Source organism: Xylophilus sp. Leaf220 (assembly GCF_001421705.1).
In the GTDB taxonomy this organism is placed as follows: domain Bacteria; phylum Pseudomonadota; class Gammaproteobacteria; order Burkholderiales; family Burkholderiaceae_C; genus Xylophilus.
Genome location: NZ_LMKO01000015.1, coordinates 1 through 24,186, shown reverse-complemented (window position 1 = coordinate 24,186; position 24,186 = coordinate 1). Strand labels below are relative to the sequence as shown.

The 24,186-nt window shown below is 64.3% G+C and carries 20 protein-coding genes, 2 tRNA genes and 1 pseudogene; 5 read left to right on the top strand and 18 right to left on the bottom strand.

What is annotated here, in order from left to right; translation table 11 throughout:
- The first annotated feature begins 1 nt into the window (after position 1).
- The 3 genes from ASE76_RS11750 to ASE76_RS11740 are packed head-to-tail and all read left to right on the top strand — an operon-like array spanning position 2 to position 1,496.
- The gene (locus tag ASE76_RS11750) at positions 2-370 is read left to right on the top strand and encodes a hypothetical protein (RefSeq protein WP_156362691.1); all 369 of its coding nucleotides are present in this window, start codon (positions 2-4) and stop codon (positions 368-370) included.
- Positions 367-873: a hypothetical protein gene (locus ASE76_RS11745; RefSeq protein WP_055839541.1), complete on the top strand. Its 507-nt coding sequence runs from the start codon at positions 367-369 to the stop codon at positions 871-873. The genes ASE76_RS11750 and ASE76_RS11745 overlap by 4 nt, the downstream gene beginning before the upstream one ends.
- On the top strand, positions 870-1,496 hold the full coding sequence (locus ASE76_RS11740; RefSeq protein WP_055839538.1) for an HD domain-containing protein: 627 nt from the start codon (positions 870-872) through the stop codon (positions 1,494-1,496). Before ASE76_RS11745 ends, ASE76_RS11740 begins: the two co-directional genes overlap by 4 nt.
- 320 nt (positions 1,497-1,816) lie before the next feature.
- On the opposite strand, the gene ASE76_RS20595 is transcribed toward ASE76_RS11740, so the two are convergent.
- Both ASE76_RS20595 and ASE76_RS11735 read right to left on the bottom strand, forming a co-directional pair.
- Complete coding sequence (locus ASE76_RS20595; protein ID WP_156362689.1) at positions 1,817-2,437, bottom strand: hypothetical protein; 621 nt, start codon at positions 2,435-2,437, stop codon at positions 1,817-1,819.
- Between the two features lie 33 nt (positions 2,438-2,470).
- The gene (locus tag ASE76_RS11735; protein WP_156362687.1) at positions 2,471-2,749 is read right to left on the bottom strand and encodes a hypothetical protein; all 279 of its coding nucleotides are present in this window, start codon (positions 2,747-2,749) and stop codon (positions 2,471-2,473) included.
- 332 nt (positions 2,750-3,081) lie between these two features.
- Between ASE76_RS11735 and ASE76_RS20015 the strand changes: the two genes are divergently transcribed.
- On the top strand, positions 3,082-4,071 hold the full coding sequence (locus tag ASE76_RS20015; RefSeq protein ID WP_236698418.1) for a tyrosine-type recombinase/integrase: 990 nt from the start codon (positions 3,082-3,084) through the stop codon (positions 4,069-4,071).
- A 17-nt stretch (positions 4,072-4,088) separates the two neighbouring features.
- Positions 4,089-5,573 (top strand): ATP-binding protein, encoded by a 1,485-nt coding sequence (locus ASE76_RS20010; RefSeq protein ID WP_236698417.1) that lies wholly within the window; start codon positions 4,089-4,091, stop codon positions 5,571-5,573.
- A 214-nt stretch (positions 5,574-5,787) separates the two neighbouring features.
- Here ASE76_RS20010 and ASE76_RS11730 read toward each other — a convergent pair.
- The 16 genes and pseudogenes from ASE76_RS11730 to ASE76_RS20005 all read right to left on the bottom strand — a co-directional run.
- Positions 5,788-5,863, bottom strand: a tRNA-Phe gene (locus ASE76_RS11730).
- Positions 5,864-5,910: 47 nt separating this feature from the next.
- Positions 5,911-6,681 carry a response regulator gene (locus ASE76_RS11725; protein WP_055839533.1) on the bottom strand — a complete coding sequence of 257 codons (771 nt, stop codon included), beginning with the start codon at positions 6,679-6,681 and terminating at the stop codon, positions 5,911-5,913.
- 60 nt (positions 6,682-6,741) lie between these two features.
- Positions 6,742-9,024, bottom strand: coding sequence for an ATP-binding protein (locus ASE76_RS11720; RefSeq protein WP_055839530.1), 2,283 nt, complete (start codon positions 9,022-9,024; stop codon positions 6,742-6,744).
- The gene (locus tag ASE76_RS11715; protein WP_055839527.1) at positions 9,024-9,683 is read right to left on the bottom strand and encodes a DUF4390 domain-containing protein; all 660 of its coding nucleotides are present in this window, start codon (positions 9,681-9,683) and stop codon (positions 9,024-9,026) included. The genes ASE76_RS11720 and ASE76_RS11715 overlap by 1 nt, the downstream gene beginning before the upstream one ends.
- On the bottom strand, positions 9,673-11,100 hold the full coding sequence (gene rsmB / locus ASE76_RS11710) for a 16S rRNA (cytosine(967)-C(5))-methyltransferase RsmB (protein WP_082448397.1): 1,428 nt from the start codon (positions 11,098-11,100) through the stop codon (positions 9,673-9,675). The genes ASE76_RS11715 and rsmB overlap by 11 nt, the downstream gene beginning before the upstream one ends.
- Complete coding sequence (locus ASE76_RS11705; protein WP_055839524.1) at positions 11,097-11,720, bottom strand: LemA family protein; 624 nt, start codon at positions 11,718-11,720, stop codon at positions 11,097-11,099. The genes rsmB and ASE76_RS11705 overlap by 4 nt, the downstream gene beginning before the upstream one ends.
- A 92-nt stretch (positions 11,721-11,812) precedes the next feature.
- The gene (gene rpoC, locus ASE76_RS11700; protein ID WP_055839521.1) at positions 11,813-16,045 is read right to left on the bottom strand and encodes a DNA-directed RNA polymerase subunit beta'; all 4,233 of its coding nucleotides are present in this window, start codon (positions 16,043-16,045) and stop codon (positions 11,813-11,815) included.
- A gap of 17 nt (positions 16,046-16,062) precedes the next feature.
- The gene (gene rpoB, locus ASE76_RS11695; RefSeq protein ID WP_055839518.1) at positions 16,063-20,175 is read right to left on the bottom strand and encodes a DNA-directed RNA polymerase subunit beta; all 4,113 of its coding nucleotides are present in this window, start codon (positions 20,173-20,175) and stop codon (positions 16,063-16,065) included.
- A gap of 274 nt (positions 20,176-20,449) precedes the next feature.
- Positions 20,450-20,824, bottom strand: a complete 375-nt coding sequence (rplL, locus tag ASE76_RS11690) for a 50S ribosomal protein L7/L12 (protein ID WP_055839516.1) — start codon at positions 20,822-20,824, stop codon at positions 20,450-20,452.
- A 25-nt stretch (positions 20,825-20,849) separates the two neighbouring features.
- A complete protein-coding gene (rplJ, locus tag ASE76_RS11685) occupies positions 20,850-21,380 on the bottom strand; it encodes a 50S ribosomal protein L10 (RefSeq protein WP_055839513.1) in 531 nt (176 codons plus the stop codon).
- A gap of 239 nt (positions 21,381-21,619) precedes the next feature.
- Positions 21,620-22,318: a 50S ribosomal protein L1 gene (gene rplA, locus ASE76_RS11680; protein ID WP_055839510.1), complete on the bottom strand. Its 699-nt coding sequence runs from the start codon at positions 22,316-22,318 to the stop codon at positions 21,620-21,622.
- A 1-nt stretch (position 22,319) separates the two neighbouring features.
- Positions 22,320-22,751 (bottom strand): 50S ribosomal protein L11, encoded by a 432-nt coding sequence (rplK, locus tag ASE76_RS11675; protein WP_055839507.1) that lies wholly within the window; start codon positions 22,749-22,751, stop codon positions 22,320-22,322.
- A 149-nt stretch (positions 22,752-22,900) separates the two neighbouring features.
- The gene (nusG, locus tag ASE76_RS11670) at positions 22,901-23,500 is read right to left on the bottom strand and encodes a transcription termination/antitermination protein NusG (RefSeq protein WP_055839505.1); all 600 of its coding nucleotides are present in this window, start codon (positions 23,498-23,500) and stop codon (positions 22,901-22,903) included.
- On the bottom strand, positions 23,501-23,884 hold the full coding sequence (gene secE / locus ASE76_RS11665) for a preprotein translocase subunit SecE (RefSeq protein ID WP_055839574.1): 384 nt from the start codon (positions 23,882-23,884) through the stop codon (positions 23,501-23,503).
- 89 nt (positions 23,885-23,973) lie between these two features.
- A tRNA-Trp gene (locus ASE76_RS11660) sits at positions 23,974-24,049 on the bottom strand.
- A 12-nt stretch (positions 24,050-24,061) separates the two neighbouring features.
- A pseudogene (locus tag ASE76_RS20005) lies at positions 24,062-24,186 on the bottom strand (elongation factor Tu); the annotation flags it as partial.

The window sequence follows — 24,186 nt, the reverse complement described above, 5'->3', positions numbered from 1 at the left end:
CGTGCCGACGACCGCCATGAACGCCACCAGCCTGCAGCTGCACCTGCGCCGCCCCGTCTACCAGGTGCGGCACAAGAACCAGATCGCCTACATGGCGGCGCTGGTGGAGCGCACCGGAGAGCTTTCGTACGGCGCGCACATCGAAGCGCTGTTCGTGAGCGAAGACGCCGTCGCCTTCATCGAAGCCCACCGCGCCGAGCTGAAGAGCGGCACCACGCTGCAAGACCTCGACCTGGTCGACATCCACGCCCACAACGACGTGCTGCGCGGCTATGTCGCCGGCACGCCCCGCATCGCCCCACCGCGGCACGCCGCCGCACCCGCCAACCCCACGCAGGCCGCGCCTGCACAACCAGCGACGACAGCATGACCACCGTCCGCCTCACCATCCAGGACACGCCCTCGGGGCTGGTCCGCATAAGCACCGACGCGGCCCGCACGCCCGCCGGCACCACCCCACCGCCGGCCCAGCGCCTGGCCGTGGAGCTGCTCAGCCTGGCCGCGCATACCGGCTTCGCGATCGAGCTGCACGACACGCCGATCGCGGCCAATCTGGAGGGCCTGGCGGCGGCGCTGCTGGGTCCGCATCCGGCCCAACGCGATGCCGAGGGCTACCTGACCCACCCGGCCATGCCGATCCTCGACGAAGGAATCAACGTTCGATCGCTGCTGATGGTGTTCGGGCTGGAGACGCGCTTCGTTTGCATGGAGAACGACTGCGACCTGGACCACCCGGCCGTGGTCAGCCACGAGAAGGGCGAGGGCTGCGCCGCGTGGACGCCCACGCCGCCGACAGGTGATCGCTGGGTGCTGGTCGAGATCTACGACACCGAGGATGGTGTCTACGCCCTGTTCTGCCGAGGTGCGGCATGAGCACCTGGATCCAAACCGCCACCGGCCAGCAGCACCACCTGGGCGGCATCGGCCGCACGGTCAACCGCATCGACCTGCACGACATCGCCCACGCGCTGGCGCAGATCAACCGCTTCACTGGCCACGCCACCCGCCCCTACAGCGTGGCCGAGCACAGCCTGCTGTGCGCCGACATCGCCGAGCGCATGCAGTGCACCCCGGCCGTCCAGCGCGCAGCGCTGCTGCACGACGCCCACGAGGCCTACACCGGCGACTGCAGCAGCCCGGCCAAGCAGGTGCTGGGCGCGGCCTGGGCCGACTACGAGGGCGCCCATGCCCTGGCGGTGCGCAAGCACTTCCGCGTGCACCACGTCTTCGTTGGCTGCCGGCCGGTGCTGCACCAGATCGACCTGGTGGCGCTGGCCACCGAGCGCCGCGACCTGATGGCCTGGAGCGCCGACAAGCACCCCGCCTGGGACGTACTGGACACGCCCGGCCGCGTGGTGCCGCCGGCCGACTGGATCAACCTGCAGAGCCTGAAGCGCGAGCACAAGGACTGGACCGAGTGGCGCGATGAGTTCCTGGAGCGGTACCACGCGCTGGGCGTGGCGGTCGAGCAGTGGTCGAAGGGGAACCTGCTGTGACGATGCTATTTTCCGAGCATGAGCTTCAGGACAGCCCAGCGCGGTCCAGTCGCGTCGACGTTCGCAACCCGCTGACCGCACTCCCCGCCTTTGCCAAGCTGCAAGGCCTATCGCCAGATGTAAGGGGTGTGCTGCGCGAGCTGCTGCAGGAGCTGCGCGCCGATGCAACACAACGTTCTATGAAGGCATGGCGGACTCACAAAGCGCCGATGGCCTGCTATTGGAAAGTCGTCTCAGTCATCGCCGGACACACGGCGCGAGGTCTGCGATGAATCGCACCCAACGCCGGGGCGCCAGCTACCACCATGCGACCAACCGCCTTAATGGGCGATGGGAGCGGGGCGGACGGTGCGGTCAGGCGCGGCGGGCTCTGATGAGGACCGCGGCGCAGGCTGCAGCTGCAACGAGGATTGATGAGGGTTTAGCGCCGGTGCTATCTCTAAGTGGGTCGGGGGCAGCGCAACCGTTGGTGCAGCCGAATTCAGGTTGGCCGGAAGCAGCAGCACTTGCGGTACAGGGGGTGGTGTGATGGCGTTCCAAAGCGCAGCAGCGGCGGTGATCACCGCACCTGCTCCAGCAGCAATGGCAGCCCACTTGGACCAGTTCGCAGCCCTTGCCGCCGCGTCGGCAGCTCGAGTCGCCTGCTTGATCTCGGCCTCTTTACGCAATTCGTCTAATCGACGGTCTTCGACTTCGAGCCAAAGCTGCGCCATGCCGCGGCTCTTTTCGTCTTTAACGGCGTCAAACTTCAACGCTGCGCGGAGCGTTACGGGACCATCATCTCCGTACGCCTCCATCCAGTTGTCAACGTCCAGCAGCGAATCGAAGGCCAAGATCAGGCCACCACGCGCGTGGGCGTCCACAGGATCAGGAAAGAAGTACTCGAAGAAGTCCGCCGGTTGGTCGATCGCATCCTTGGTCTTTTGGGAAGTTACGGCCATTTTTTGTCCTGTAAGGCAACCAGTATGACCGGCTTACCAATCTGCGGGAATCTCAGTTGCCTCGGCGTCCAACTCATATTTCGCCTGAGCTTCCCGAATGATCCTCGCGACGTCGGCGCGGTAAGTGTCGAGCGGCCGCACGCGGCGCACCGTCCAGTTCGCTCCACCTCTTTCGGAGGAGTCGACCCAGGCAATGCCACCATCTTCCACGTCGGTGCGGACGCCGCGCAGCTCGGGTATAGCTTCGAATCGTTCGCGCAGCAGCGCCTGCAGTTCCTTGAGCGTTCGGGTCGGTTTTTTCATATCCAGCATATGGCGGCGCAAGAGCTCCGGATCAAGGCTCTTCCTGCTCCTGAGGGTCCTGGATGAGCACATTTCCATTCCTCACAGAAATCGAAATCGACGCGCTTTGCGCGCCGGTCACCCAGCGCGCAGCGCAGACACGTCGGATTTGCAAGATTCTCGGAATCAACGACCCGAGCACCGTCCCGAGACGTCCCGATGGACTACCGATCGTGGGAAGAAAGCTTTTGGAAGAACGCCTTAATTCCAAAGACAACACAACAGCATCAAATGGCTTTAACTGGAGCAGGTAAATGGGGCGAACACGCGATAGAGCATCAGGATTTGGCCTGCTACCACGAATGGAAGCACGCCCTCACAAGGGCAGCGACAAGGTCACCTACCGATATCACCCCCTGGGCGGGAAGCCGATTAATCTTGGCCAAGACAAGCGCGCAGCGATTCAGGCAGTGCTGGATCTGAATGGCGCCAGCAGCGATGCCGGAACGTTAACCGAGCTTTGGCGCACCTACCTGACCATGCCTCAATGGCACCGGCTCAGCGAGCGAACAAAGCTTGACTACGCTGCGTACAGCGTCAAATTGTTGGAGGTTATGGGCCAGGTGTCGGCCCGCATGATCCGGCCAGCCGACATCGCACGCTATCTGCGTGTCGAGCGCGTCGATGCCCCCATCCGGGGCAACCGAGAGATAGCTCTACTCTCTAACTTGATGACCGTGGCCGTTGAGCGCGGCGACATCGACGTCAATCCGTGCAAGCAAGTGAAGCGCAACCTCGAGCGGCCACGCACAGAAGCACCAGAACCGGCCGAGCTGTCATGCTTCATCACCTGGCTAGCCAAGCAGGGCGCGCAGCGCGAAGTGGTAGCAATGATGGCGGAATTTGCTGCTGCAGCAGGCTCACGCCGAACGGAGTTCCTGCATTTAACCCTACCGCAGATTGATAGCACTGCTGGAGTGATTCGGCTCATGCGAGCAAAACAACACGGCGGATCGAAGCGGGCTGAAAACGTGGTGATTACGCCTGCGATGGAGAATCTGGTGCGGCGTCTCCGCGCATTGCATAGGCCGGATGGGTGCGTACATGTTTTCACGACACGGGACGGCAATCCATACACTGACAGCGGTTTCGCATCAACCTGGCAACGTGCCATGGCCTCGGCGGTGAAGGACAAGGTAGTCGCGCGACGCTTTACCTTCCACGACTTAAGGGCTTACTACACGACGCAGCATAAAGCGCTGTATGGGGCGCTGCCGGAGTTGCATGCAGACGCGAAAACAACGGCGAGGGTTTACGACCGGTCGCGAACGTCCGTTCGAAAAGGTATCTGAGTGAAAAATTGCTCAGCTTGCTGCACAATCTCTCGATGCAAAAACTAAGATCGCAAGAATACCTTTTAAGCCTCGTTAATGAGCTGCGAGGCTTTCCAGAAGAACTTGAATGGCTTGAGTTCAAACATAATAATGAAGATCCATCAGAAATTGGCGAGTATATTTCGGCCCTCTCAAACTCGGCAGCTTATTGCGGCAAAGCTTTTGCTTATCTGATCTGGGGAATTTCCAATGCGGATCATTCGATTGTCGGCACAACCTTTAGGCCAGCCAGTTCTAAAAAAGGGGCAGAGGAACTAGAGAGTTGGCTCCTCCGCATGACCTCACCAAAAATAAACTTTAGTTTTTCTACCGTAGAAATTTTAGGAAGAACAGTCGTTGTTTTAACAATCGAACGCGCTCAGAATACCCCCGTCTCTTTCAGCGGATCTGAATTTATTAGAATAGGATCAAATAAAAAGAAACTAAAAGATTTTTCGGAAAGGGAACGCACATTGTGGAGGATTTTTGACACTACCCCTTTCGAAGTTGGCATTGCTTCAGAACGACAAACTACGGCTCAGGTTCTTTCATCACTTGACTACAAAAGCTATTTTGACCTTAGCGGGCTTGTTGTACCTGAACAAAACGAAGGAATTGCCAAAGCATTAGAAGGAGACAATTTAATTGTCCCGTGTGATGCTGGCGGATGGAACATCACAAATCTAGGTGCAATTCTTTTTGCCACGCGTTTGGAAGATTATCCAAGCCTCGCCCGCAAAGCTATGCGCGTCATTTCATACGCAGGAAATGACCGAGTCGAAACAACCCGAGAACAGATTGGTCTTCGTGGGTATGCGTCAGGCTTTAAAGGTCTGATTTCTTACGTCAACTCACTGATTCCCTCCAATGAAATTATTGGACAGGCGCTGCGTAGAAAAGTCCCAATGTTTCCGGAACTAGCAGTAAGAGAACTTATTGCCAATGCTTTGATACACCAAGATTTTTCACTGCACGGCACAGGCCCAATGGTGGAGATCTTTAGCAAGCGGATTGAGATTACGAATCCAGGATCGCCGCTTATAGATACAAACCGCTTTGTCGATACGCCTCCACGTTCTCGAAACGAAACTCTTGCCTCTTTACTGAGACGTCTTGGCGTATGCGAAGAGCGAGGTTCAGGGTGGGACAAAGTAGTCTGGGAGACCGAAAACTACCAACTTCCTGCCCCAACGGCAGAGAGTACGGACCACCATACGCGTGTCGTCCTCTATGCACACAAAGCCTTGTCAGAGATGGACAAGGGTGATCGCATCCATGCCTGCTACCTTCATGCGTGCCTCAAACATGTATCTAGAGATCAACTTACCAATAGTTCCCTGCGAGCTCGTTTCGGCGTAGAGGAGCGCAACAAAGCTGCAGTCTCGCGGTACATCAAAGAAGCCGTTGATGCCGACTTGATCAAGCCGTATGAGGTGGGCGCAGCTCGCAACCAGATGCGCTACGTTCCCTTCTGGGCGTAGTCATTGATGACAATGACAAACGTTGGCGCTTAGGGCTAAGGTTTCTCTCGTAAGTTGTTGATCTACTTGGCATTTTCGAAACCAAAACTCATTGATGGGCAATTGACAACGGAAGCAACAAGCCAAAATTGCTTGTCTGGTCCATCAATTCCCACCGCGGGAACAAAACGCAAAAGCCGCTACAGCTTTGATAGCTGTAGCGGCTTGCTATGTATGGTGGCCTGGGACGGAATCGAACCATCGACACGCGGATTTTCAATCCGCTGCTCTACCAACTGAGCTACCGGGCCGGAGCCTTAGATCATAGCACAGGATCTGAGGCGAACAAAAAACGATATCAGAAAGTCGCGCGGCGGCCACGGGTCAGGTCTACGCCCAGCTGGCGCAGCTTGCGGTAGAGGTGGGTGCGCTCCAGGCCGGTCTTCTCGGCCACGCGGGTCATCGAGCCGGCTTCCTGCTTCAGGTGGAACTCGAAGTACGCCTTCTCGAAGCCGTCGCGCGCTTCCCGCAGCGGGCGGTCGAGGTCGAAGGATTGGACACTGCGCGGTGCGCCGTGGTCGGCCTGGGCGATGGCCGACATGTCTGCCGCAGCCGGTGCGACGAGCGTGTCGGCGGGTCCTCCGAGGTTGTCTGCCGCATGGGCTGCATCCACCGCGGGTGCCAGCGCCGCAGCGGGCAAGATTGCGGTCTTCGGCGCCGCACCACCGCCGCTGGCGACGGTGGCCGCCTTGCGGGCCGCGTCGCCGCTGCGCTGCAGGCCTTGTTCGACCGCTTTCAGCAGCTTCTGCAGGGTGATCGGTTTTTCGAGGAAGGCGTGGGCGCCGATGCGGGTGGCTTCTACCGCGGTGTCGATCGTGGCGTGGCCGCTCATCATGATGACCGGCATGGTCAGCAGGCCGGTGGCGGCCCACTCCTTGAGCAGCGAGACGCCGTCGGTGTCGGGCATCCAGATGTCGAGCAGCACAAGATCGAAAGTGCCCTGGGCGCGCGCGGCGCGCGCCTGCGCGGCGTTCTCTGCGAGTTCGACGGCATGGCCCTCGTCGTTGAGTATTTCGGAGAGCAGGTCCCGAATACCCAGTTCGTCGTCAACCACCAAGATATTTGCCATAGCGGAGATGCACGTTGACCGAGCCACGGCCACGGGGGTGAACAGAACCCTCGGCTCGGATCAGACAGCCACGGGTGCGAGGGGCAATGATAACGATACTTGTGCACCGACCGTTTCGCCCTCTTCCACCCGGTTGGCGATGTCGACGCGGGCACCGTGCTCGTCGGCGATCTTGCGCACGACGGCCAGGCCTAGGCCCGTGCCCTTGGACTTGGTGGTGACGTACGGCTCGAACGCGCGCTTGAGCAAACTCTCGCTGAAACCGGTGCCGCCGTCGATCACCGTCAGCCGCACCCGCCCGGTGGTGTCGCTCTGCCGGGTGCGTATCACGACGGCGGGCGCCGGGCTGCGCTGCGCCGCCTCGGTGGCGTCCTGGGCGTTCTGCACCAGGTTGTGGACCACCTGGCGGAGCTGCTGCGCATCGCCCAGCACCAGCGGGCATTGCGCGTCCAGCTCGGCCCGCACCCGCACGCCGCTGCCGCCGTCGTTCTCGTACAGGTGCAGGATGTCGGCGACCAGGGCGTTGAGGTCGACCGGCGCGAGCTCGGCGGCGGGCAGGCGGGCATAGTCGCGGAACTCGTTGACCAGCCGCTTCATCGCATCGACCTGCTCGACGATGGTGCGGACCGACTTGGTCAGCACCGCCTGGCCGGCCGCGTCGACCTTGCCGTCGAGCTTCATCGCCAGCCGCTCGGCCGAGAGCTGGATCGGGGTGAGCGGGTTCTTGATCTCGTGCGCCAGGCGGCGGGCCACCTCGCCCCAGGCCTGCGCGCGCTGGGCCGAGACGATCTCGGAGATGTCGTCGAACACCAGCAGCCGCGCGGCGCCGGGCAGCTCGGCGCCGCGGGCGATGACGGTGGTGGCGTCCTGCTGCGGGCCGGTGGCGCCGGCATGCAGCTCGAACGATTGCTGCCAATGGTCGATGCCGTGCTGCTCCCGGTCGCCCAGGAAGCTGTGGAACTGGGCCTGCACGCCCTTGCCGAAATCGGCCAGGTTGGCCACCTCGGCCAGCAGCTGGCCCTCGGACGCGGCCAGCGGCGCCCGCAGGATCCGGGTGGCGCCGCGGTTGGAGGAAAGGATGCGCCCGTCCGCATCCAGCACGATCACGCCGGCGGTGAGGTTGTCCAGGATGGTCTGCAGGTTGGCGCGGGCGGTGTCGACCTGCAGCATGCTCTTGTCGACCGCGCTGCGGGCTTCCGACAGCTGCTGCGTCATGTCGGCGAAGGCGCGGGTCAGGCCGCCCAGCTCGTCCTTGCCCTGCAGCGCCGCCTTGGGGCTCAGGTCGCCGGCGGCGACCTCGCGCACGCCCTCGGCCAGCACCAGCAGCGGCCGCGCCAGCTGGTTGCCCAGCAGCACCGCCAGCAGCACCGCGCCGAAGACGGCCAGGAACAGGCTCAGCGTCAAGGTGCCGATGTACATACGCCGCAGGCCTTCGCGGGCCAGGGCCCGCTCCTGGTACTCGCGGTAGGCCTCCTGCACCGCCACCGCGTTGGCGACCACGCTGGGCGGCAGCGGCTGGGTGGCCTGCAGGAAGCGGGTTTCGGGCGACAGTTCCACGCCGGTACCACTGACCAGCACGATGGCCTTGACCCGGGCGCCGGAGATGTCGGCGTTGGGGCTGAGATCGTCCAGTCCCTCGATCTGCGACGCGGTGCGCTGGCTGCGCACGTTGCGCAGCAGCTGCGGCGCGGGCCGGTCCGGGTTGAGCTGGAAGCGCGACTGGCCGGCGCTGGCGATCAGGTGGCCCTGCGAGTTCCACAGCACCACGTCGCTCGCGCCGATCTGGTCGCGGATCCGCTCCAGTGCCAGGCCGGCGGCGGCATCCGGCAGGTTGGCGATCTGGGCGCTGGCGGTGCGGGTCTTGGCGACGAGGTCGTTCGACAGCGCGTCGAGCGTGGCGCGGCCCAGGCTCAGGCCGGCATCGAGCGCGCCTTCGACCTTCACGTCGAACCAGCTCTCGATCGACCGCGAGACGAACTGGTAGGAGACGGTGTAGATCAGCATGCCCGGCAGGAAGCCCAGCACCGCGAAGATGATCGCCAGCTTCATCAGCAGCCGGCTACCGAAGCGGCCGCGCCGCAGCCGCCCGTACAGCCGCATGCCGATCCAGGCGATCACCGCCAGCAGCAGGCCGGCGACGACCACGTTCACCGTGAACAGGCGGCCGTAGTTGCGCTCGTACAGCGCCCGGTTGTTGGTGGCCTGGGTCAGCAGGAAGAGCAGCACCAGCCCGATCGACACCATCGTGGCGACGCCGATGCCGACGCCCCAGCGGGCGGCGCGCGAGTGCAGCAGCGAATAGCGCGGATCGTCGTGGTGGGCGGTGCGGCGGGTGCTGGGCATCACTCGCCGTCCGGCAGCAGGCGCAGGCTGCGTTCGGTGGACAGGCTCCAGTCGGAGCGGCCGATGACGCCCATCTGCAGCGGCCGGGGCAGCTGCGAGGTGTCGAGCCGGAACCGGAACTCGACGCTGTAGCGGCCGTCGGCCTCCACGTCGTGCAGGTCGGCGATGCGCCAGCGCGCCAGCCGCTGGATCGAGGCGAGCGCCTCGGGCAGCTCCTCGAAGTTCTGGCTCAGCGCCACGCCCAGCCCGGCATTGCCGATCGGCGTGGGCGACACGTTCAGCCGCCAGCGCCGGGTCAGCGGCTGGAACGCCAGGCGGATGTAGCGCACGGCATTGGCGACGCGTCGGTCGCTCCAGTACCAGCGGTCGCGCAGCACCTCGGCTTCGGCCACGAAGAACACCGGGATGCCCTTGTACAGCGCGTCTTCCACCAGCGGCGGCAGCTCGAAGCCCAGGGTGGCCGAGAGGTAGAGGCCGTCGTCGGCCCGCTCCAGTCGCAGCTGCGGCACCTCGACGCTGTGGGCCTGGGCGAAGGCGGGGGCCTGCCCTGCCAGCAGCAGGCAGCAGGCGAGCATGCAGGAGACCGCCAGGCCGCGCGCCGCGGCCCCCAGGGCGCCCAGGGCACCGGAGAAAGCCCGCAGGCGGCGCTCAAGGCGCATGCTTTTGCAGGAGGGCGTAGAAGAATCCGTCATGGTCACCGGGAAGATTGTCCGGGACCCAGCGCTGGCCCGCGCCATTGCGCGGAATCAAATGCCCGGGCGAGGGGCACAAAGCCGCATCGATGTTGTGCGCAAGGAACGCTTCGATCTGGTGCTCGCCCTCTTCCCGGAACACCGAGCAGGTGCAGTACAGCAGCCGGCCGCCCGGCGCGAGCAGCGGCCAGAGCTTGGCGAGCAGGCCGGCCTGCACGATGGCCAGCTGGGCGATGTCGCTCTCGCGCCGCAGCCAGCGCACGTCGGGGTGGCGGCGCACGATGCCCGATGCGGTGCAGGGCGCGTCGAGCAGGATGGCGTCGAACGGCTGGCCGCCGTGCGGGGGCCACCAGCGCGCCGGCTCCTGCGCGTCGGCCGCCACCACCGTCGCCTGCAGGCCGAGCCGCTCCAGGTTCTCGTGGATCCGCTCGCAGCGCTGCGGGTCGATGTCGAGCGCCAGCACCGACAGCGGCGCGCACTCCGGCGCCATCTCCAGCAGGTGCGCCGTCTTGCCGCCCGGCGCGGCGCAGGCGTCGAGCACCCGCAGCGGCTTCGACAGGTCGAGCCCGCCGAGCAATAGCTGCGCCGCCAGCTGGGCGCCGGCGTCCTGCACCGACACGTGGCCCTCCGGGAAGCCGGGGATCTGGTCGACCGGCAGCGCATGCGCCAGCAGCACGCCCTGGGCGCCGACGCGCTCTGCTCCTATATTCATAGCATGAAGCCGGCTCAGGACGCCGGCTACCGTCGCTTTTCGTGCATTGACCCGCAACACCATCGGCGCCTGGGTGTTGTTGGTCCGCAGGATGTCCTGCCACTGCCGGGGATGGTCGTGCTTCAGGTGGTCGATCCACCAGCGCGGGTGGTTCCACAGCGCCAGCGGCTCCTGGGCAGTGGCGGCGACCAGCGCTTCCTGCTCGCGCAGGAAGCGGCGCAGGCAGGCGTTGATGAAGCTCGACTGGGCCCGCATCGCCGGGCTGCGCTTGGCAGCCTCGACCGCCTGGTCGACCAGGGTGAAGGCGTCGTAGGGCGCATCCTCGGCCCGCCAGACCAGCGCCAGGGCGGTACACAGCAGCGCGTCGGGCAGCGGCGGCGGGGTCCGGCTGGCCAGCTTGCGGCGCAGCGCCTCGGCCTGGCCCAGCCAGCGCAGCACGTGGGAGACCAGCGCACGGGTGCCGGGGCGCAGAGTTGACGGCACCGCCTGCAGCGCGACCGGTGCCGACTGGCCGCCGCGCACCGCCGCCAGCGTCTGAGCGGCCGCCTGCAACTGCTGCCACAGGGCGATGCTCTCGCGCGGGCCGGCATCCCCGGCAGCGCCGCCGGGCGGAATCTGCCGCGCCGGGCGGGGAGCGGGTGCGGAAGAAGGAAGCGAAGGGCGTGTCGTCATATCGGTCGCGCGGGCTGGAATCGAAAAAGCCATGCCAGAAGCGCAGCCGGGAACTGGCCCAGCGCAGCGTTGTAGCGCTGCACGGCCAGGTTGAACTCGTCGCAGGCCAGCTGGACCTGCGTCTCCTGCTGGTCCCACAGGACGTGGATGCCGCCGGCCTGCAAGGTGGCGGAAAAATCGGGCGCCTCGCGCAGCAGCCGCCGCCAGGCCGACAGCAGCACCTCGCGCGCGGCGGTCAGGGCCGCCATCGCCTCGCGATCGAGCGGCTTGGCGCGCGAGGCGGCCAGCGAATTGCCGAGCTGCAGGGCCGCGGCATGGGTCCCCATCCAGAGTGTCTGGGTGGCGAGGCTCGGCGCCGGAGCCGCGTCGGCGGGCGGGGCGTCGGCGGCCTCCGCCGGCCCGTCGGAGGCGCGTTCCGCCGCGTCGACCGACATTGGTACCGGCAGCGGTGCCGGCACCGTGGGCGTCTGGGCCATCGCGACCCAGGCCTGCATCCGCGCATCGAGCAGGCCGAAGGCCTGCAGCACGGCGCCGCGCAAGCGGACCAGCCGGTTGTGCGCACCGACCGACCAGAAGAGGCCGACCGCCAGGACCGACCACCACCACAGACTTTGGAACATCGCCGAAGTATCTCCAAAAACGACCGCAGGAAAAAAGCCCCCGCCCGCCGAGGCGGCGGACGGGGGCTTTCAGCCGGAAGCGGCAGCAGTGCTTACTCTGCCGCGGCACCTTCGCTGGTGTCGGCCGTGTCGGCGACCGAGCTGTCGCCCAGGCCGGCCAGTTCGGCGTCTTCGGCTTCGGTGATGGCACGGCGCTCGGCCTCGTCCATCTGGTCCTTCACCTTGCGCGCATCGTGGTACGCCATGCCGGTACCTGCGGGGATCAGGCGGCCGACGATGACGTTCTCCTTCAGGCCGCGCAGCTCGTCGCGCTTGCCCATGATGGCCGCCTCGGTCAGCACGCGGGTCGTTTCCTGGAACGACGCCGCCGAGATGAACGAATCGGTCGACAGAGACGCCTTGGTGATGCCCAGCAACAGGTTGTTGTAGGTCACCGGCACCTTGTCTTCGCCACGCAGGCGGTCGTTGGTGTTGAGCATTTCCGAACGCTCGACCTGCTCGCCGTTGATGTAGCCCGAATCGCCCGCGTTCTCGACCACGACGCGGCGCAGCATCTGGCGCACGATCACTTCGATGTGCTTGTCGTTGATCTTCACGCCCTGGAGGCGGTAGACGTCCTGCACTTCGTCGACGATGTAGCGCGACAGCTCTTCGATGCCCAGCAGGCGCAGGATGTCCTGCGGATCGGCCGGGCCGTCCACCACGGACTCGCCCTTGTTGACCACCTGGCCTTCGTGCACCAGGATGTTCTTCTCCTTGGGGATCAGCTCGTCCCAGACCTTGCCGTCCGGATCGGTGATCTGCAGGCGGACCTTGCCCTTGGTCTCCTTGCCGAACGAGACCGTGCCGGTGATTTCCGCCAGCATGCCCTTGTCCTTCGGCGAACGGGCTTCGAACAGCTCGGCCACGCGGGGCAGACCGCCGGTGATGTCGCGGGTCTTCTGGCCTTCGACCGGAATACGCGCCAGCACTTCGCCCGGACCCACGTCCTGGCCGTCGCGCACCTGGATCAGCGAGCCGATCTGGAAGCCGATGGTCACCGAGTGGTCGGTGCCCGGGATCTTCACTTCGGCGCCGTTAGCGTCGATGAGCTTGACCTGCGGGCGCACCACCTTGGCGGAGCCGCGGCGCTTCGGATCGATCACGACCAGGGTCGACAGGCCGGTCACTTCGTCCACCTGCTTGGCGACCGTCAGGCCTTCCTCGACGTTCTCGAACTTCACCTGGCCGGCGAACTCGGTGATCACCGGACGGGTCAGCGGGTCCCAGTTGGCCAGGATGTGGCCGGCCTTGATCGTCTGGTCGGCCTTGACCGCCAGGATGGCACCGTACGGCACCTTGTGGCGCTCGCGCTCGCGGCCGTGCTCGTCCTGGATGACGATCTCGCCCGAACGCGCGATCACCACCAGGTCGCCCTTGGTGTTGCTCACGTAGCGCATCGTGGCGTTGAAGCCGATCACGCCGTTCGACTTGGCTTCCACGCTGGAAGCGACGGCCGCACGGGATGCGGCGCCACCGATGTGGAAGGTCCGCATCGTCAGCTGGGTGCCAGGCTCGCCGATCGACTGGGCGGCGATCACACCGACCGCCTCGCCCAGGTTGATCTGGCCGCCACGGCCCAGGTCGCGGCCGTAGCACTTGGCGCAGATGCCGAAGCGGGTCTCGCAGGTCAGCGCGGTGCGGACCTTGACTTCGTCGACGCCGGCGGCCTCGAGTTCGTCGATCAGGTCTTCTTCCAGCAGCGTGCCGGCCGGTGCCAGCACCGAGCGGTTCTCGGGGTGCAGCACCTCGTCGGCCGCGGTACGGCCCAGGATACGGTCGCGCAGCGACTCGATCACTTCGCCGCCTTCGACGATGGCGCGCATGACCGAGCCCTGGTGCGTGCCGCAGTCTTCCTCGGTCACGACCAGATCCTGGGTCACGTCCACCAGACGGCGGGTAAGGTAGCCCGAGTTCGCCGTCTTCAGCGCCGTGTCGGCCAGACCCTTACGGGCGCCGTGGGTGGAGATGAAGTACTCCAGCACGTTCAGGCCTTCGCGGAAGTTCGCGGTGATCGGCGTCTCGATGATCGAGCCGTCGGGCTTGGCCATCAGGCCCCGCATGCCGGCCACCTGGCGGATCTGCGCGGCGGAACCGCGCGCACCCGAGTCGGCCATCATGTAGATGGAGTTGAAGGACTCCTGGTCCACTTCCTTGCCGTGGCGGTCGATGACCTTCTGCTTCGAGAGCTGGGCCATCATCACCTTCGACACTTCGTCGCCGGCCTTGCCCCAGATGTCCACCACCTTGTTGTAGCGCTCACCGGAGGTCACCAGACCCGACGAGTACTGCTGGGCGATTTCCTTCACTTCCTTCTCGGCGCGCTCGATGATGCTGGCCTTCTCGGGCGGCACCAGCATGTCGTCGATCGCGATCGAGATACCGGCCTTGGTGGCCAGGCGGAAACCGTTCTGCAGCAGCTTGTCGGCGAAGACGACCGTCTCCTTCAGGCCGCACTTGCGGAAGCTCACGTTGATGAGCTTGGAGATTTCCTTCTTCTTCAGCGCCTTGTTGATGTTGGCGAACGGAAGGCCCTTCGGCAGGATCTCGGAGAGCAGCGCACGGCCGGCGGTCGTGTCCACCAGCGAGGTGGAAGGCACGAATTCACCGGTGGCCTTGTCCTTGGTCCATTCGGTCAGGCGCACGCTGATCTTGGCGGTGAGTTCGACCTCGCCCGCGTCGAATGCGCGCTGCACTTCGCCGGTATCCGAGAACACCAGGCCTTCGCCCTTGCCGTTGATGCGGTCGCGGGTCGTGTAGTACAGACCCAGCACCACGTCCTGCGACGGCACGATCGACGGTTCGCCCGATGCCGGGAACAGCACGTTGTTGGAGGCGAGCATCAGCGTGCGGGCTTCCATCTGCGCTTCCACCGACAGCGGCACGTGGACGGCCATCTGGTCGCCGTCGAAGTCGGCGTTGAAGGCCGCGCAGACCAGCGGATGCAGCTGGATCGCCTTGCCTTCGATCAGGATCGGCTCGAACGCCTGGATGCCCAGGCGGTGCAGCGTAGGCGCACGGTTGAGCATGATCGGGTGCTCTTTGATCACCTCTTCCAGGATGTCCCAGACCACCGGCGTGCCGGATTCGACTTCCTTCTTGGCGGCCTTGATCGTCGTCGCGATGCCCATGGCTTCGAGGCGCGAGAAGATGAAGGGCTTGAAGAGCTCGAGCGCCATCAGCTTCGGCAGGCCGCACTGGTGCAGCTTGAGCGTCGGGCCCACAGTGATCACGGAACGGCCGGAGTAGTCCACCCGCTTGCCCAGCAAGTTCTGGCGGAAACGACCCGACTTGCCCTTGATCATGTCGGCCAGCGACTTGAGGGCGCGCTTGTTGGCGCCGGTCATCGCCTTGCCGCGACGGCCGTTGTCGAGCAGGGAGTCGACGGCTTCCTGCAGCATCCGCTTCTCGTTGCGCGCGATGATTTCCGGAGCCTTCAGCTCCAGCAGGCGGCGCAGGCGCGAGTTGCGGTTGATGACGCGGCGGTAGAGGTCGTTCAGGTCGGAGGTCGCGAAGCGGCCGCCGTCCAGGGGAACGAGCGGACGCAGGTCCGGCGGCAGCACCGGCAGCACCTCGAGCACCATCCACTCGGGCTTGATGCCCGACTTCTTGAACGCTTCCAGCACCTTCAGGCGCTTGGCGTTCTTCTTCACCTTGACTTCGGAGCCGGTCAGGTCGCCGCGCAGGCGCTCGATCGACAGGTCGATGTCGATGGCTTCCAGCAGGTCCTTGATGCCCTCGGCGCCCATCTTGGCGATGAACTCGTCGCCGTACTCCTTGCGCTTCGCGTCGTAGTCGTCCTCGGACATGATCCCGAACTTCTTGAGCGGGGTCATGCCGGGGTCGGTGACGACGTAGGCTTCGAAATACAGCACGCGTTCGATGTCGCGCAGCGTCATGTCGAGCACCAGGCCCAGACGCGACGGCAACGACTTCAGGAACCAGATGTGCGCGCAGGGTGCGGCCAGGTCGATGTGGCCCATGCGCTCACGGCGCACCTTGGTCTGCGTGACTTCCACGCCGCACTTCTCGCAGATCACGCCGCGGTGCTTCAGGCGCTTGTACTTGCCGCACAGGCACTCGTAGTCCTTGATGGGGCCGAAGATCTTGGCGCAGAACAGGCCGTCGCGCTCGGGCTTGAACGTGCGGTAGTTGATGGTCTCCGGCTTCTTGACTTCGCCGAAAGACCACGAGCGGATCTTCTCTGGCGATGCCATGCCGATGCGGATGGCATCGAAATGCTCGTCCGGCGTGAATTGCTTGAACAGGTCGAGTAGTGACTTCATAAACCTAGTCCCTTCGATTAAGAACGTTCGAGTTCGATGTCCAGGCCCAGGGAACGGATTTCCTTGACCAGCACATTGAACGATTCCGGCATGCCGGCCTCGATGGCGTGTTCGCCCTTGACGATGCTCTCGTACACCTTGGTACGGCCCTGCACGTCGTCGGACTTCACCGTCAGCATTTCCTGCAGCACGTAGGACGCGCCATAGGCTTCCAGCGCCCACACTTCCATTTCACCGAAACGCTGGCCGCCGAACTGGGCCTTGCCGCCCAGCGGTTGCTGCGTGACCAGCGAGTACGGTCCAGTCGAGCGGGCGTGCATCTTGTCGTCCACCAGGTGATGCAGCTTCAGGAAGTGCATGTAGCCGATGGTCGTCGGACGCTCGAACTGCTCGCCGGTGCGCCCGTCGATCAGGTGGGCCTGGGTACGGGTAACCGTCAGGCCCTTGGCCTTGGCGATGTCTTCCGGATAGGCCAGCTTCAGCATCCCGCGGATGTCTTCCTCGCTCGCACCGTCGAACACCGGGGTGGCGAAGGTGGCGCCGTTCGTCAGGTTGCCCGCCATCGCCAGCACGTCTTCGTCGCTGAGCTTGGAGAGGTCTTCGGAGCGGCCCGAGCTGTTGTAGAGCTCCTCGAGGAACTTGCGCAGCTCGGCCGCCTTGGCCTCGGCCTGCAGCATGTCGCCGATGCGCTGGCCGATGCCCTTGCCGGCCCAGCCCAGGTGCACTTCCAGCACCTGGCCGACGTTCATCCGCGAAGGCACGCCCAGCGGGTTCAGGCAGATGTCGCACGGCGTGCCGTCGGCCATGTAGGGCATGTCCTCGACCGGAACGATCTTGGACACGACACCCTTGTTGCCGTGGCGGCCGGCCATCTTGTCGCCGGGCTGCAGGCGGCGCTTGACGGCCAGGTAGACCTTGACCATCTTCAGCACGCCGGCCGGCAGTTCGTCGCCCTGGGTGAGCTTCTTGCGCTTCTCTTCGAACATCAGGTCGAAGCTGTGGCGGGTCTGCTCGAGCGAGTTCTTGATCGACTCGAGCTGGGTCGCCACTTCGTCTTCCGCCGGACGGATGTCGAACCAGTGGAACTTCTCGACCGAGGTCAGGTAGGCCTTGTCGAGCTTGCTGCCCTTGGCCAGCTTGTTCGGGCCGCCGTTGGCCGTCTTGCCGGTCAGGAGCTTCTCGATCCGGTCGAACGCGTCGGCTTCGACGATGCGCAGCTGGTCGTTCAGGTCGAGGCGGAAGCGCTTGAGCTCATCGTCGATGATCTGCTGGGCGCGCTTGTCGCGCTGGATGCCTTCGCGGGTGAACACCTGCACGTCGATCACGGTGCCCTGCGAGCCCTGGTCCACGCGCAGCGAGGTGTCCTTCACGTCGGACGCCTTCTCGCCGAAGATCGCGCGCAGCAGCTTCTCTTCCGGCGTCAGCGTGGTCTCGCCCTTCGGCGTGACCTTGCCCACCAGCGTGTCGCCGGGCATGACTTCGGCACCCACGTAGATGATGCCGGACTCGTCCAGGCGGTTGAGCTGCTGCTCGGCCAGGTTCGGGATGTCGCGGGTGATTTCCTCGGCGCCCAGCTTGGTGTCGCGCGCCATGACCACCAGCTCCTCGATGTGGATCGAGGTGTAGCGGTCTTCGGAGACGACACGTTCGCTGATCAGGATCGAGTCCTCGAAGTTGTAGCCGTTCCACGGCATGAACGCGATCAGCATGTTCTGGCCGATGGCGATCTCGCCCAGGTCGGTCGACGCGCCGTCGGCGATCACGTCGCCCTTCTCCAGCTTGTCGCCCTTCTTGACGATAGGACGCTGGTGGATGTTGGTGTTCTGGTTGGAACGCTGGTACTTGATCAAGTTGTAGATGTCCACGCCGACCTCGCCCGCCGTGGCTTCCGCGTCGTTGACGCGGATCACGATGCGGGTGGCATCGACATAGTCCACCACGCCGCCGCGGTTGGCCGTGACCACCGTGCCGGAATCCACCGCCGCGACGCGCTCGATGCCGGTGCCGACCATCGGCTTTTCCGGACGCAGCACGGGCACGGCCTGGCGCGACATGTTGGCGCCCATCAGTGCGCGGTTGGCATCGTCGTGCTCGAGGAACGGCACCAGCGAGGCGGCCACCGACACGATCTGCGCCGGCGACACGTCCATGTACTGGATGCGGTCGGCGGCGACCAGGATCGACTCGCCGGCTTCCCGTGCGGACACGAGTTCGCCGGTGAGCGTGCCGTCCTTGTCCAGCGCGGCGTTCGCCTGGGCGATGACGTACTTGCCTTCCTCAATGGCCGACAGATAGTCGATCTGCATCGTCACCTTGCTGTCGACCACGCGGCGGTACGGCGTCTCGATGAAGCCGTATTCGTTCAGGCGGGCGTACAGGGCCAGCGAGTTGATCAGGCCGATGTTCGGGCCTTCGGGCGTTTCGATCGGGCAGACGCGGCCGTAATGGGTCACGTGCACGTCGCGCACTTCGAAGCCGGCACGCTCGCGAGTCAGACCGCCCGGGCCAAGCGCCGACACGCGGCGCTTGTGGGTGATCTCGGCCAGCGGGTTGGTCTGGTCCATGAACTGCGACAGCTGCGACGCACCGAAGAACTCCTTCAGCGCCGCGGAAATCGGCTTGGAGTTGATCAGGTCGTGCGGCATCAGCGGCTCCTGCTCGGCCTGGCCCAGACGCTCCTTCACGGCCTTTTCGATACGGGCGAGGCCGGTGCGGTACTGGTTCTCGGCCAGTTCGCCCACGCAGCGCACTCGGCGGTTGCCCAGGTGGTCGATGTCGTCGACTTCGCCGTTGCCGTTGCGCAGGTCCACCAGGATCTTCACGACAGCGAGGATGTCCTCGTTGGTCAGGACCATCGGTCCGGTGGATTCGTTGCGGCCGATCTTGGCGTTGAACTTCATCCGGCCGACGCGCGACAAGTCGTACGTGTCCGGGTTGTAGAACAGGCGCTGGAACAGGGCCTGCACCGCGTCCTCGGTCGGCGGCTCGCCGGGCCGCATCATGCGGTAGATGGCCACGCGGGCGGCGAACTCGTCGACCGTCTCGTCGGTGCGCAGGGTCTGCGAGATGTAGGCGCCCTGGTCGAGTTCGTTGGTGTAGATGACCTGCAGGTCCTTCACGCCCGAGGAGCGCAGCTTCTTCAGCAGCACTTCGGTCAGCTCGTCGTTGGCCTTGGCGATGATCTCGCCGGTGTCGCCGTCGACGATGTCGCGGGCGACCACGCGGCCGATCAGGAAGTCTTCCGGCACGCTGATGTGCGTCGTACCCGACGTTTCCAGCTCGCGGGTGTGGCGGGCGGTGACGCGCTTGTCCTTGGCGACCACGACCTTGCCGGCCTTGTCGGTCAGGTCGAAACGGGCGACTTCGCCGCGCAGGCGTTCGGCGACGAACTCCATCTGCGCGCCGCTGTCCATCAGGCGGAAATTGTCGTTGACGAAGAAGTTCGCCAGGATCGATTCAGGGTTCAGGCCGATGGCCTTCAGCAGGATCGTGACCGGCATCTTGCGGCGACGATCCACCCGGAAGTACAGGATGTCCTTCGGATCGAACTCGAAGTCGAGCCACGAACCGCGGTAGGGGATCACGCGGGCCGAGAACAGCAGCTTGCCCGACGAGTGGGTCTTGCCCTTGTCGTGCTCGAAGAACACGCCGGGCGAACGGTGCAGCTGCGAGACGATGACGCGCTCGGTGCCGTTGATGATGAACGAGCCCTTGTCGGTCATGAGCGGCACTTCGCCCATGTAGACCTCCTGCTCCTTCACTTCCTTGACGACCTTCGATTGGCTGGTCGAGGACTCGCGGTCGTAGATGATCAGCTGCACCTTGGCCCGCACGGCCGAGGCGAAGGTCAGGCCGCGGGTCTGGCATTCGCGCACGTCGAACGCCGGCTTGGCCAGGTTGTACTCGACGAACTTCATTTCCACGAAACCGTTGTGGGAAACGATCGGGAAAGCCGCGTCGAAAGCGGCCTGCAGGCCTTCGACGGTGCGTTTCTTGGGGCCTACGTCGGCTTGCAGGAACGCCGTATAGGCGTCTTTTTGCATCTGCAGCAGGTAGGGGACTTCCAGCACGCTGTCGCGGCTGCCGAAGCTTTTGCGAATGCGCTTGCGTTCGGTATAGGTATAGGCCATGAGATCTCCGGGCAAAGACATGAGTCCTTCGACGACTGAACCCCTAGCGCGGCACGGCACGCGCGAGGGGCTTGGTGGTTGGCCACTACCAACCATGGCGGACGGCGATGCGTTGCACATCGCCCGAACCAAGGCATCTTCTGCTGTCGGGGGCTCAGAAGACACTAGGGAGCCGCAGACGTTGCGGCTCTCTGGTGTGCTCTACAGCGCGCTTGCATAAGCGGCAAAAGGCTGGGGGCCTTTCGGACACCCCAGCCTCGGCACAAATGTCGAATTACTTGAGTTCGACCTTGGCGCCAGCGTCTTCCAGCTTCTTCTTGGCTGCGTCGGCGTCTGCCTTGGCGATGCCTTCCTTGACGTTCTTCGGAGCGCCGTCGACCAGGTCCTTGGCTTCCTTGAGGCCCAGGCCGGTGATTTCGCGCACGGCCTTGATGACCGACACCTTGTTCGCGCCGGCTTCGAGCAGCACGACGTTGAATTCGGTCTTTTCTTCGGCTGCAGGCGCAGCGGCGCCGCCGCCGGCGGCCGGTGCCGACATTGCTGCGGCGGACACGCCGAACTTCTCTTCGATGGCCTTGACCAGTTCGTTGAGCTCGAGGACCGTCATGCTGTCGAGCGCGGTCAGGAATGCGTCTTTATCGAATGCCATTGTGATTTCCTAAAACTAGTTTGGTTCAAGCCGCGGCTGCTTCGGGCTCGGCTGCCGGTGCAGCCTGGCCTTCGCCACGTTTTTCCGCCAGCGCGCCCAGCACACGGGCCGTACGCGAGATCGGGGATTGCATCAAGCCCAGCAGCTGGGCCAGCAGCACTTCCTTGGAAGGGATGTTGGCCAGTTGCTTCACGCCGTTGACGTCCAGGGTCTTGCCACCGAAAGCGCCGCCGCGGATCACCAACTTGTCGTTGGTCTTCGCGAAATCGGCCACCACCTTCGCGGCGGCCACGGCATCTTCGGAGAAGCCATAGATCAGCGGGCCGGTCATCTGGTCGATGAGCACGTCGAAGCTGCTACCGGCGACAGCACGGCGGGCCAGCGTGTTCTTCAGAACACTCAAGCTCACACCCTTGCTGCGCGCGTCGTTGCGCAGTTTCGTCATGTCGGCGACCGTGATGCCACGGTATTCCGCAATCACGAGCGTTTGAGCTTTAGCGGCGAGGCTGGTAACGTCGGTGACGACCGCTTCTTTCTCACTGCGATTAAGACTCAAGGTCTACTCCTTAAAAAGTGGGATCGGGCACTGGGCCCTCGCCCACATTCTTCTTTCAGCGACCAACTGTTTCGGGAAAAAATCCATCTGCAGCGGGATCGCCATCTGCGCTGGCCGACGAGGCGATTAAGTGCAGCCATCTGCACACCAGCGGTCTTGGATGGCCCGGCGCCTCCGTCTCGCGACGTCTGCGCCGGCCCACCACCGGGCGGCCCGCGGAGGCCACCCGAATTCCGTCTTTACGCGGCCGCGATCGTCTGGGTGTCGACGCGAACGCCGAGGCCCATGGTCGAGGACACGGCCACCTTGCGCAGGTAGACACCCTTGCTGGTGGCGGGCTTGGCCTTGGTCAGCGCGTCGATCAGCGCGGCCAGGTTGCCCTGCAGCTTGTCGGAGTCGAACGAGCGACGGCCGATGGTGCTGTGGACGATGCCGGCCTTGTCGACGCGGAACTGCACCTGACCGGCCTTGGCGTTCTTCACTGCCGTGGCGACGTCGGGGGTGACCGTGCCGACCTTCGGGTTGGGCATCAGGCCGCGTGGACCGAGGATCTGGCCCAGCGTACCGACGACGCGCATCGCGTCGGGTGCGGCGATGACGATGTCGAAGGGCATGTCGCCCGCCTTCACCATCGCAGCCAGATCGTCCATGCCGACGATGTCGGCGCCGGCGGCCTTGGCTTCTTCAGCCTTGGCGCCCTGGGCGAACACGGCGACGCGCTTGGTCTTGCCGGTGCCGTTCGGCAGCACGACGGCGCCACGCACGACCTGGTCGGACTTCTTCGCATCGATGCCGAGCTGCACGGCCACGTCGATCGATTCGTCGAACTTGGCGGTCGCCGCGTCCTTGACGATGGTCAGTGCATCGCTCAGGGCGTACAGCTTGGTCGACTCGACCTTGCCTTGCAGGGACTTTTGCTTCTTGGTCAACTTAGCCATCTCAGAGGCCCTCCACGGTCACGCCCATCGAGCGGGCGGAGCCGGCCAGCGTGCGCACTGCGGCGTCGATGCTGGCGGCGTTCATGTCCTTGAGCTTGGTCTTGGCGATCTCTTCGAGCTGGGCGCGCGTGATCTTGCCGACCTTCTGCTTGTTCGCCACGGGCGAACCCTTGTCGAGCTTGATGGCCTTCTTGATCAAGGTCGTCGCAGGCGGCGTCTTGATGATGAAGGTGAAGCTCTTGTCCGCGAAGGCGGTGATCACCACCGGCAGTGGCAGGCCGGGCTCGACACCTTGGGTCTGGGCGTTGAACGCCTTGCAGAACTCCATGATGTTGAGGCCGCGCTGACCCAGGGCCGGGCCGATGGGGGGCGATGGATTGGCCTTGCCCGCTGGCACTTGCAGCTTGACAAAACCGACGATTTTTTTCGCCATGGCTTTTTACTCCTTGCGGGTGATAGCGCGGCCGCCGTGTGGCAGACCGCTCCCCGGGGTTTGCGGACCCTTTCGAGAGAACACCCGCGCCGGGTCCAACGAAGCGCGGGATACGAATGACGGCAGCAGGCCAAGGCCTGCTTCGGGGGTCAGGTCTTCTCGACCTGGCCGAATTCCAGCTCGACAGGCGTCGCGCGGCCGAAGATGGTGACGGACACCCGCACCCGGCTCTTCTCGTAGTTGACCTCTTCGACCGAACCGTTGAAGTCGGTGAAGGGACCTTCCTTGACGCGCACGAACTCGCCGACGATGAACTCCACCTTGTGGCGGGGCTTGTCGGTGCCTTCCTGCATCTGGCTGACGATCTTCTGGACTTCTTCTTCCGAGATCGGGGCCGGACGGTTCTTGGCGCCCCCGACGAAGCCGGTCACCTTGTTGGTGTGCTTCACCAGGTGCCAGGACTCGTCGTCCATCACCATCTCGACGAAGACGTAGCCAGGGAACAGACGGCGCTCGGTCGTCTTGCGCTGGCCGTTCTTGACTTCGACGACTTCTTCGGTAGGTACCAGGATGCGGCCGAACTTGGCTTCCATGCCGCCGCGGTTGATCCGCTCGACGATGTTGCGCTCGACCGCCTTCTCCATGCCCGAATAAGCATGGACGATGTACCAACGCATGTCCGGGTTGGCCGGCGTGGCAGCGGCGACCGCTTCGCCGTCACCGGGAATGTTCTCAACGGCGTCGGTCATTTATTTTCTCCAACCCAGGATCAGGTCGTAGAAGACCCACTCCAGCGTCTTGTCAGTCAGCCAAAGGAACAGCGCCATCACCACGACGAAAGCGAAGACGTAGGCGGTGATCTGGATCGCTTCCTTGCGGGTCGGCCAGACGACCTTCTTCACTTCGCGCCATGCGTCGCGACCGAAGGCGATCAGCTGGCGGCCATGTTCCGACACGAAGAACACCGCGGCGGCGGCGGCCAGCCCCACGAGCAGCACGGCCCACTGCGCAAGTGCGCCCTGGCGGCTCAGCAGGTAGAAGCCCGCCAGCGCAGCAAGCACCAGCGCAACGGACAGGCCCAACTTGGCCTTGTCGGCTCCGGTGCTTACGGTTTCAACTTGCGACGTCGCCATGGCGGCTTGCATTCCTCGTATATGAAACGTGTCCCTGAAGACACGGAAGCCCGTCAGATCATGACGGGCTTGGTGTGGGCCACCTCAGGTGGCAGGGGCAGTAGGAATCGAACCTACAACCTTCGGTTTTGGAGACCGACGCTCTGCCAATTGAGCTATACCCCTCTAACTCTTCAATCAGGCGATGATCTTCGCGACCACGCCGGAGCCGACGGTCCGGCCACCTTCGCGGATGGCGAAGCGCAGGCCTTCTTCCATGGCGATGGGGTTGATCAGCTTGACGGTGATCGACACGTTGTCGC

What these genes read in the sequence shown, in the direction of transcription:
- ASE76_RS11745 (WP_055839541.1), top strand. Translation starts at nt 367, where the DNA reads ATGACCACCGTCCGCCTCACCATCCAGGACACGCCCTCGGGGCTGGTC.
- ASE76_RS11740 (WP_055839538.1), top strand. Translation starts at nt 870, where the DNA reads ATGAGCACCTGGATCCAAACCGCCACCGGCCAGCAGCACCACCTGGGC.
- ASE76_RS20595 (WP_156362689.1), bottom strand. Translation starts at nt 2,437, where the DNA reads ATGGCCGTAACTTCCCAAAAGACCAAGGATGCGATCGACCAACCGGCG.
- ASE76_RS11735 (WP_156362687.1), bottom strand. Translation starts at nt 2,749, where the DNA reads ATGCTGGATATGAAAAAACCGACCCGAACGCTCAAGGAACTGCAGGCG.
- ASE76_RS20015 (WP_236698418.1), top strand. Translation starts at nt 3,082, where the DNA reads ATGGAAGCACGCCCTCACAAGGGCAGCGACAAGGTCACCTACCGATAT.
- ASE76_RS11725 (WP_055839533.1), bottom strand. Translation starts at nt 6,681, where the DNA reads ATGGCAAATATCTTGGTGGTTGACGACGAACTGGGTATTCGGGACCTG.
- ASE76_RS11720 (WP_055839530.1), bottom strand. Translation starts at nt 9,024, where the DNA reads ATGCCCAGCACCCGCCGCACCGCCCACCACGACGATCCGCGCTATTCG.
- ASE76_RS11715 (WP_055839527.1), bottom strand. Translation starts at nt 9,683, where the DNA reads ATGCGCCTTGAGCGCCGCCTGCGGGCTTTCTCCGGTGCCCTGGGCGCC.
- rsmB (WP_082448397.1), bottom strand. Translation starts at nt 11,100, where the DNA reads ATGACGACACGCCCTTCGCTTCCTTCTTCCGCACCCGCTCCCCGCCCG.
- ASE76_RS11705 (WP_055839524.1), bottom strand. Translation starts at nt 11,720, where the DNA reads ATGTTCCAAAGTCTGTGGTGGTGGTCGGTCCTGGCGGTCGGCCTCTTC.
- rpoC (WP_055839521.1), bottom strand. Translation starts at nt 16,045, where the DNA reads ATGAAGTCACTACTCGACCTGTTCAAGCAATTCACGCCGGACGAGCAT.
- rpoB (WP_055839518.1), bottom strand. Translation starts at nt 20,175, where the DNA reads ATGGCCTATACCTATACCGAACGCAAGCGCATTCGCAAAAGCTTCGGC.
- rplL (WP_055839516.1), bottom strand. Translation starts at nt 20,824, where the DNA reads ATGGCATTCGATAAAGACGCATTCCTGACCGCGCTCGACAGCATGACG.
- rplA (WP_055839510.1), bottom strand. Translation starts at nt 22,318, where the DNA reads ATGGCTAAGTTGACCAAGAAGCAAAAGTCCCTGCAAGGCAAGGTCGAG.
- rplK (WP_055839507.1), bottom strand. Translation starts at nt 22,751, where the DNA reads ATGGCGAAAAAAATCGTCGGTTTTGTCAAGCTGCAAGTGCCAGCGGGC.
- nusG (WP_055839505.1), bottom strand. Translation starts at nt 23,500, where the DNA reads ATGACCGACGCCGTTGAGAACATTCCCGGTGACGGCGAAGCGGTCGCC.
- secE (WP_055839574.1), bottom strand. Translation starts at nt 23,884, where the DNA reads ATGGCGACGTCGCAAGTTGAAACCGTAAGCACCGGAGCCGACAAGGCC.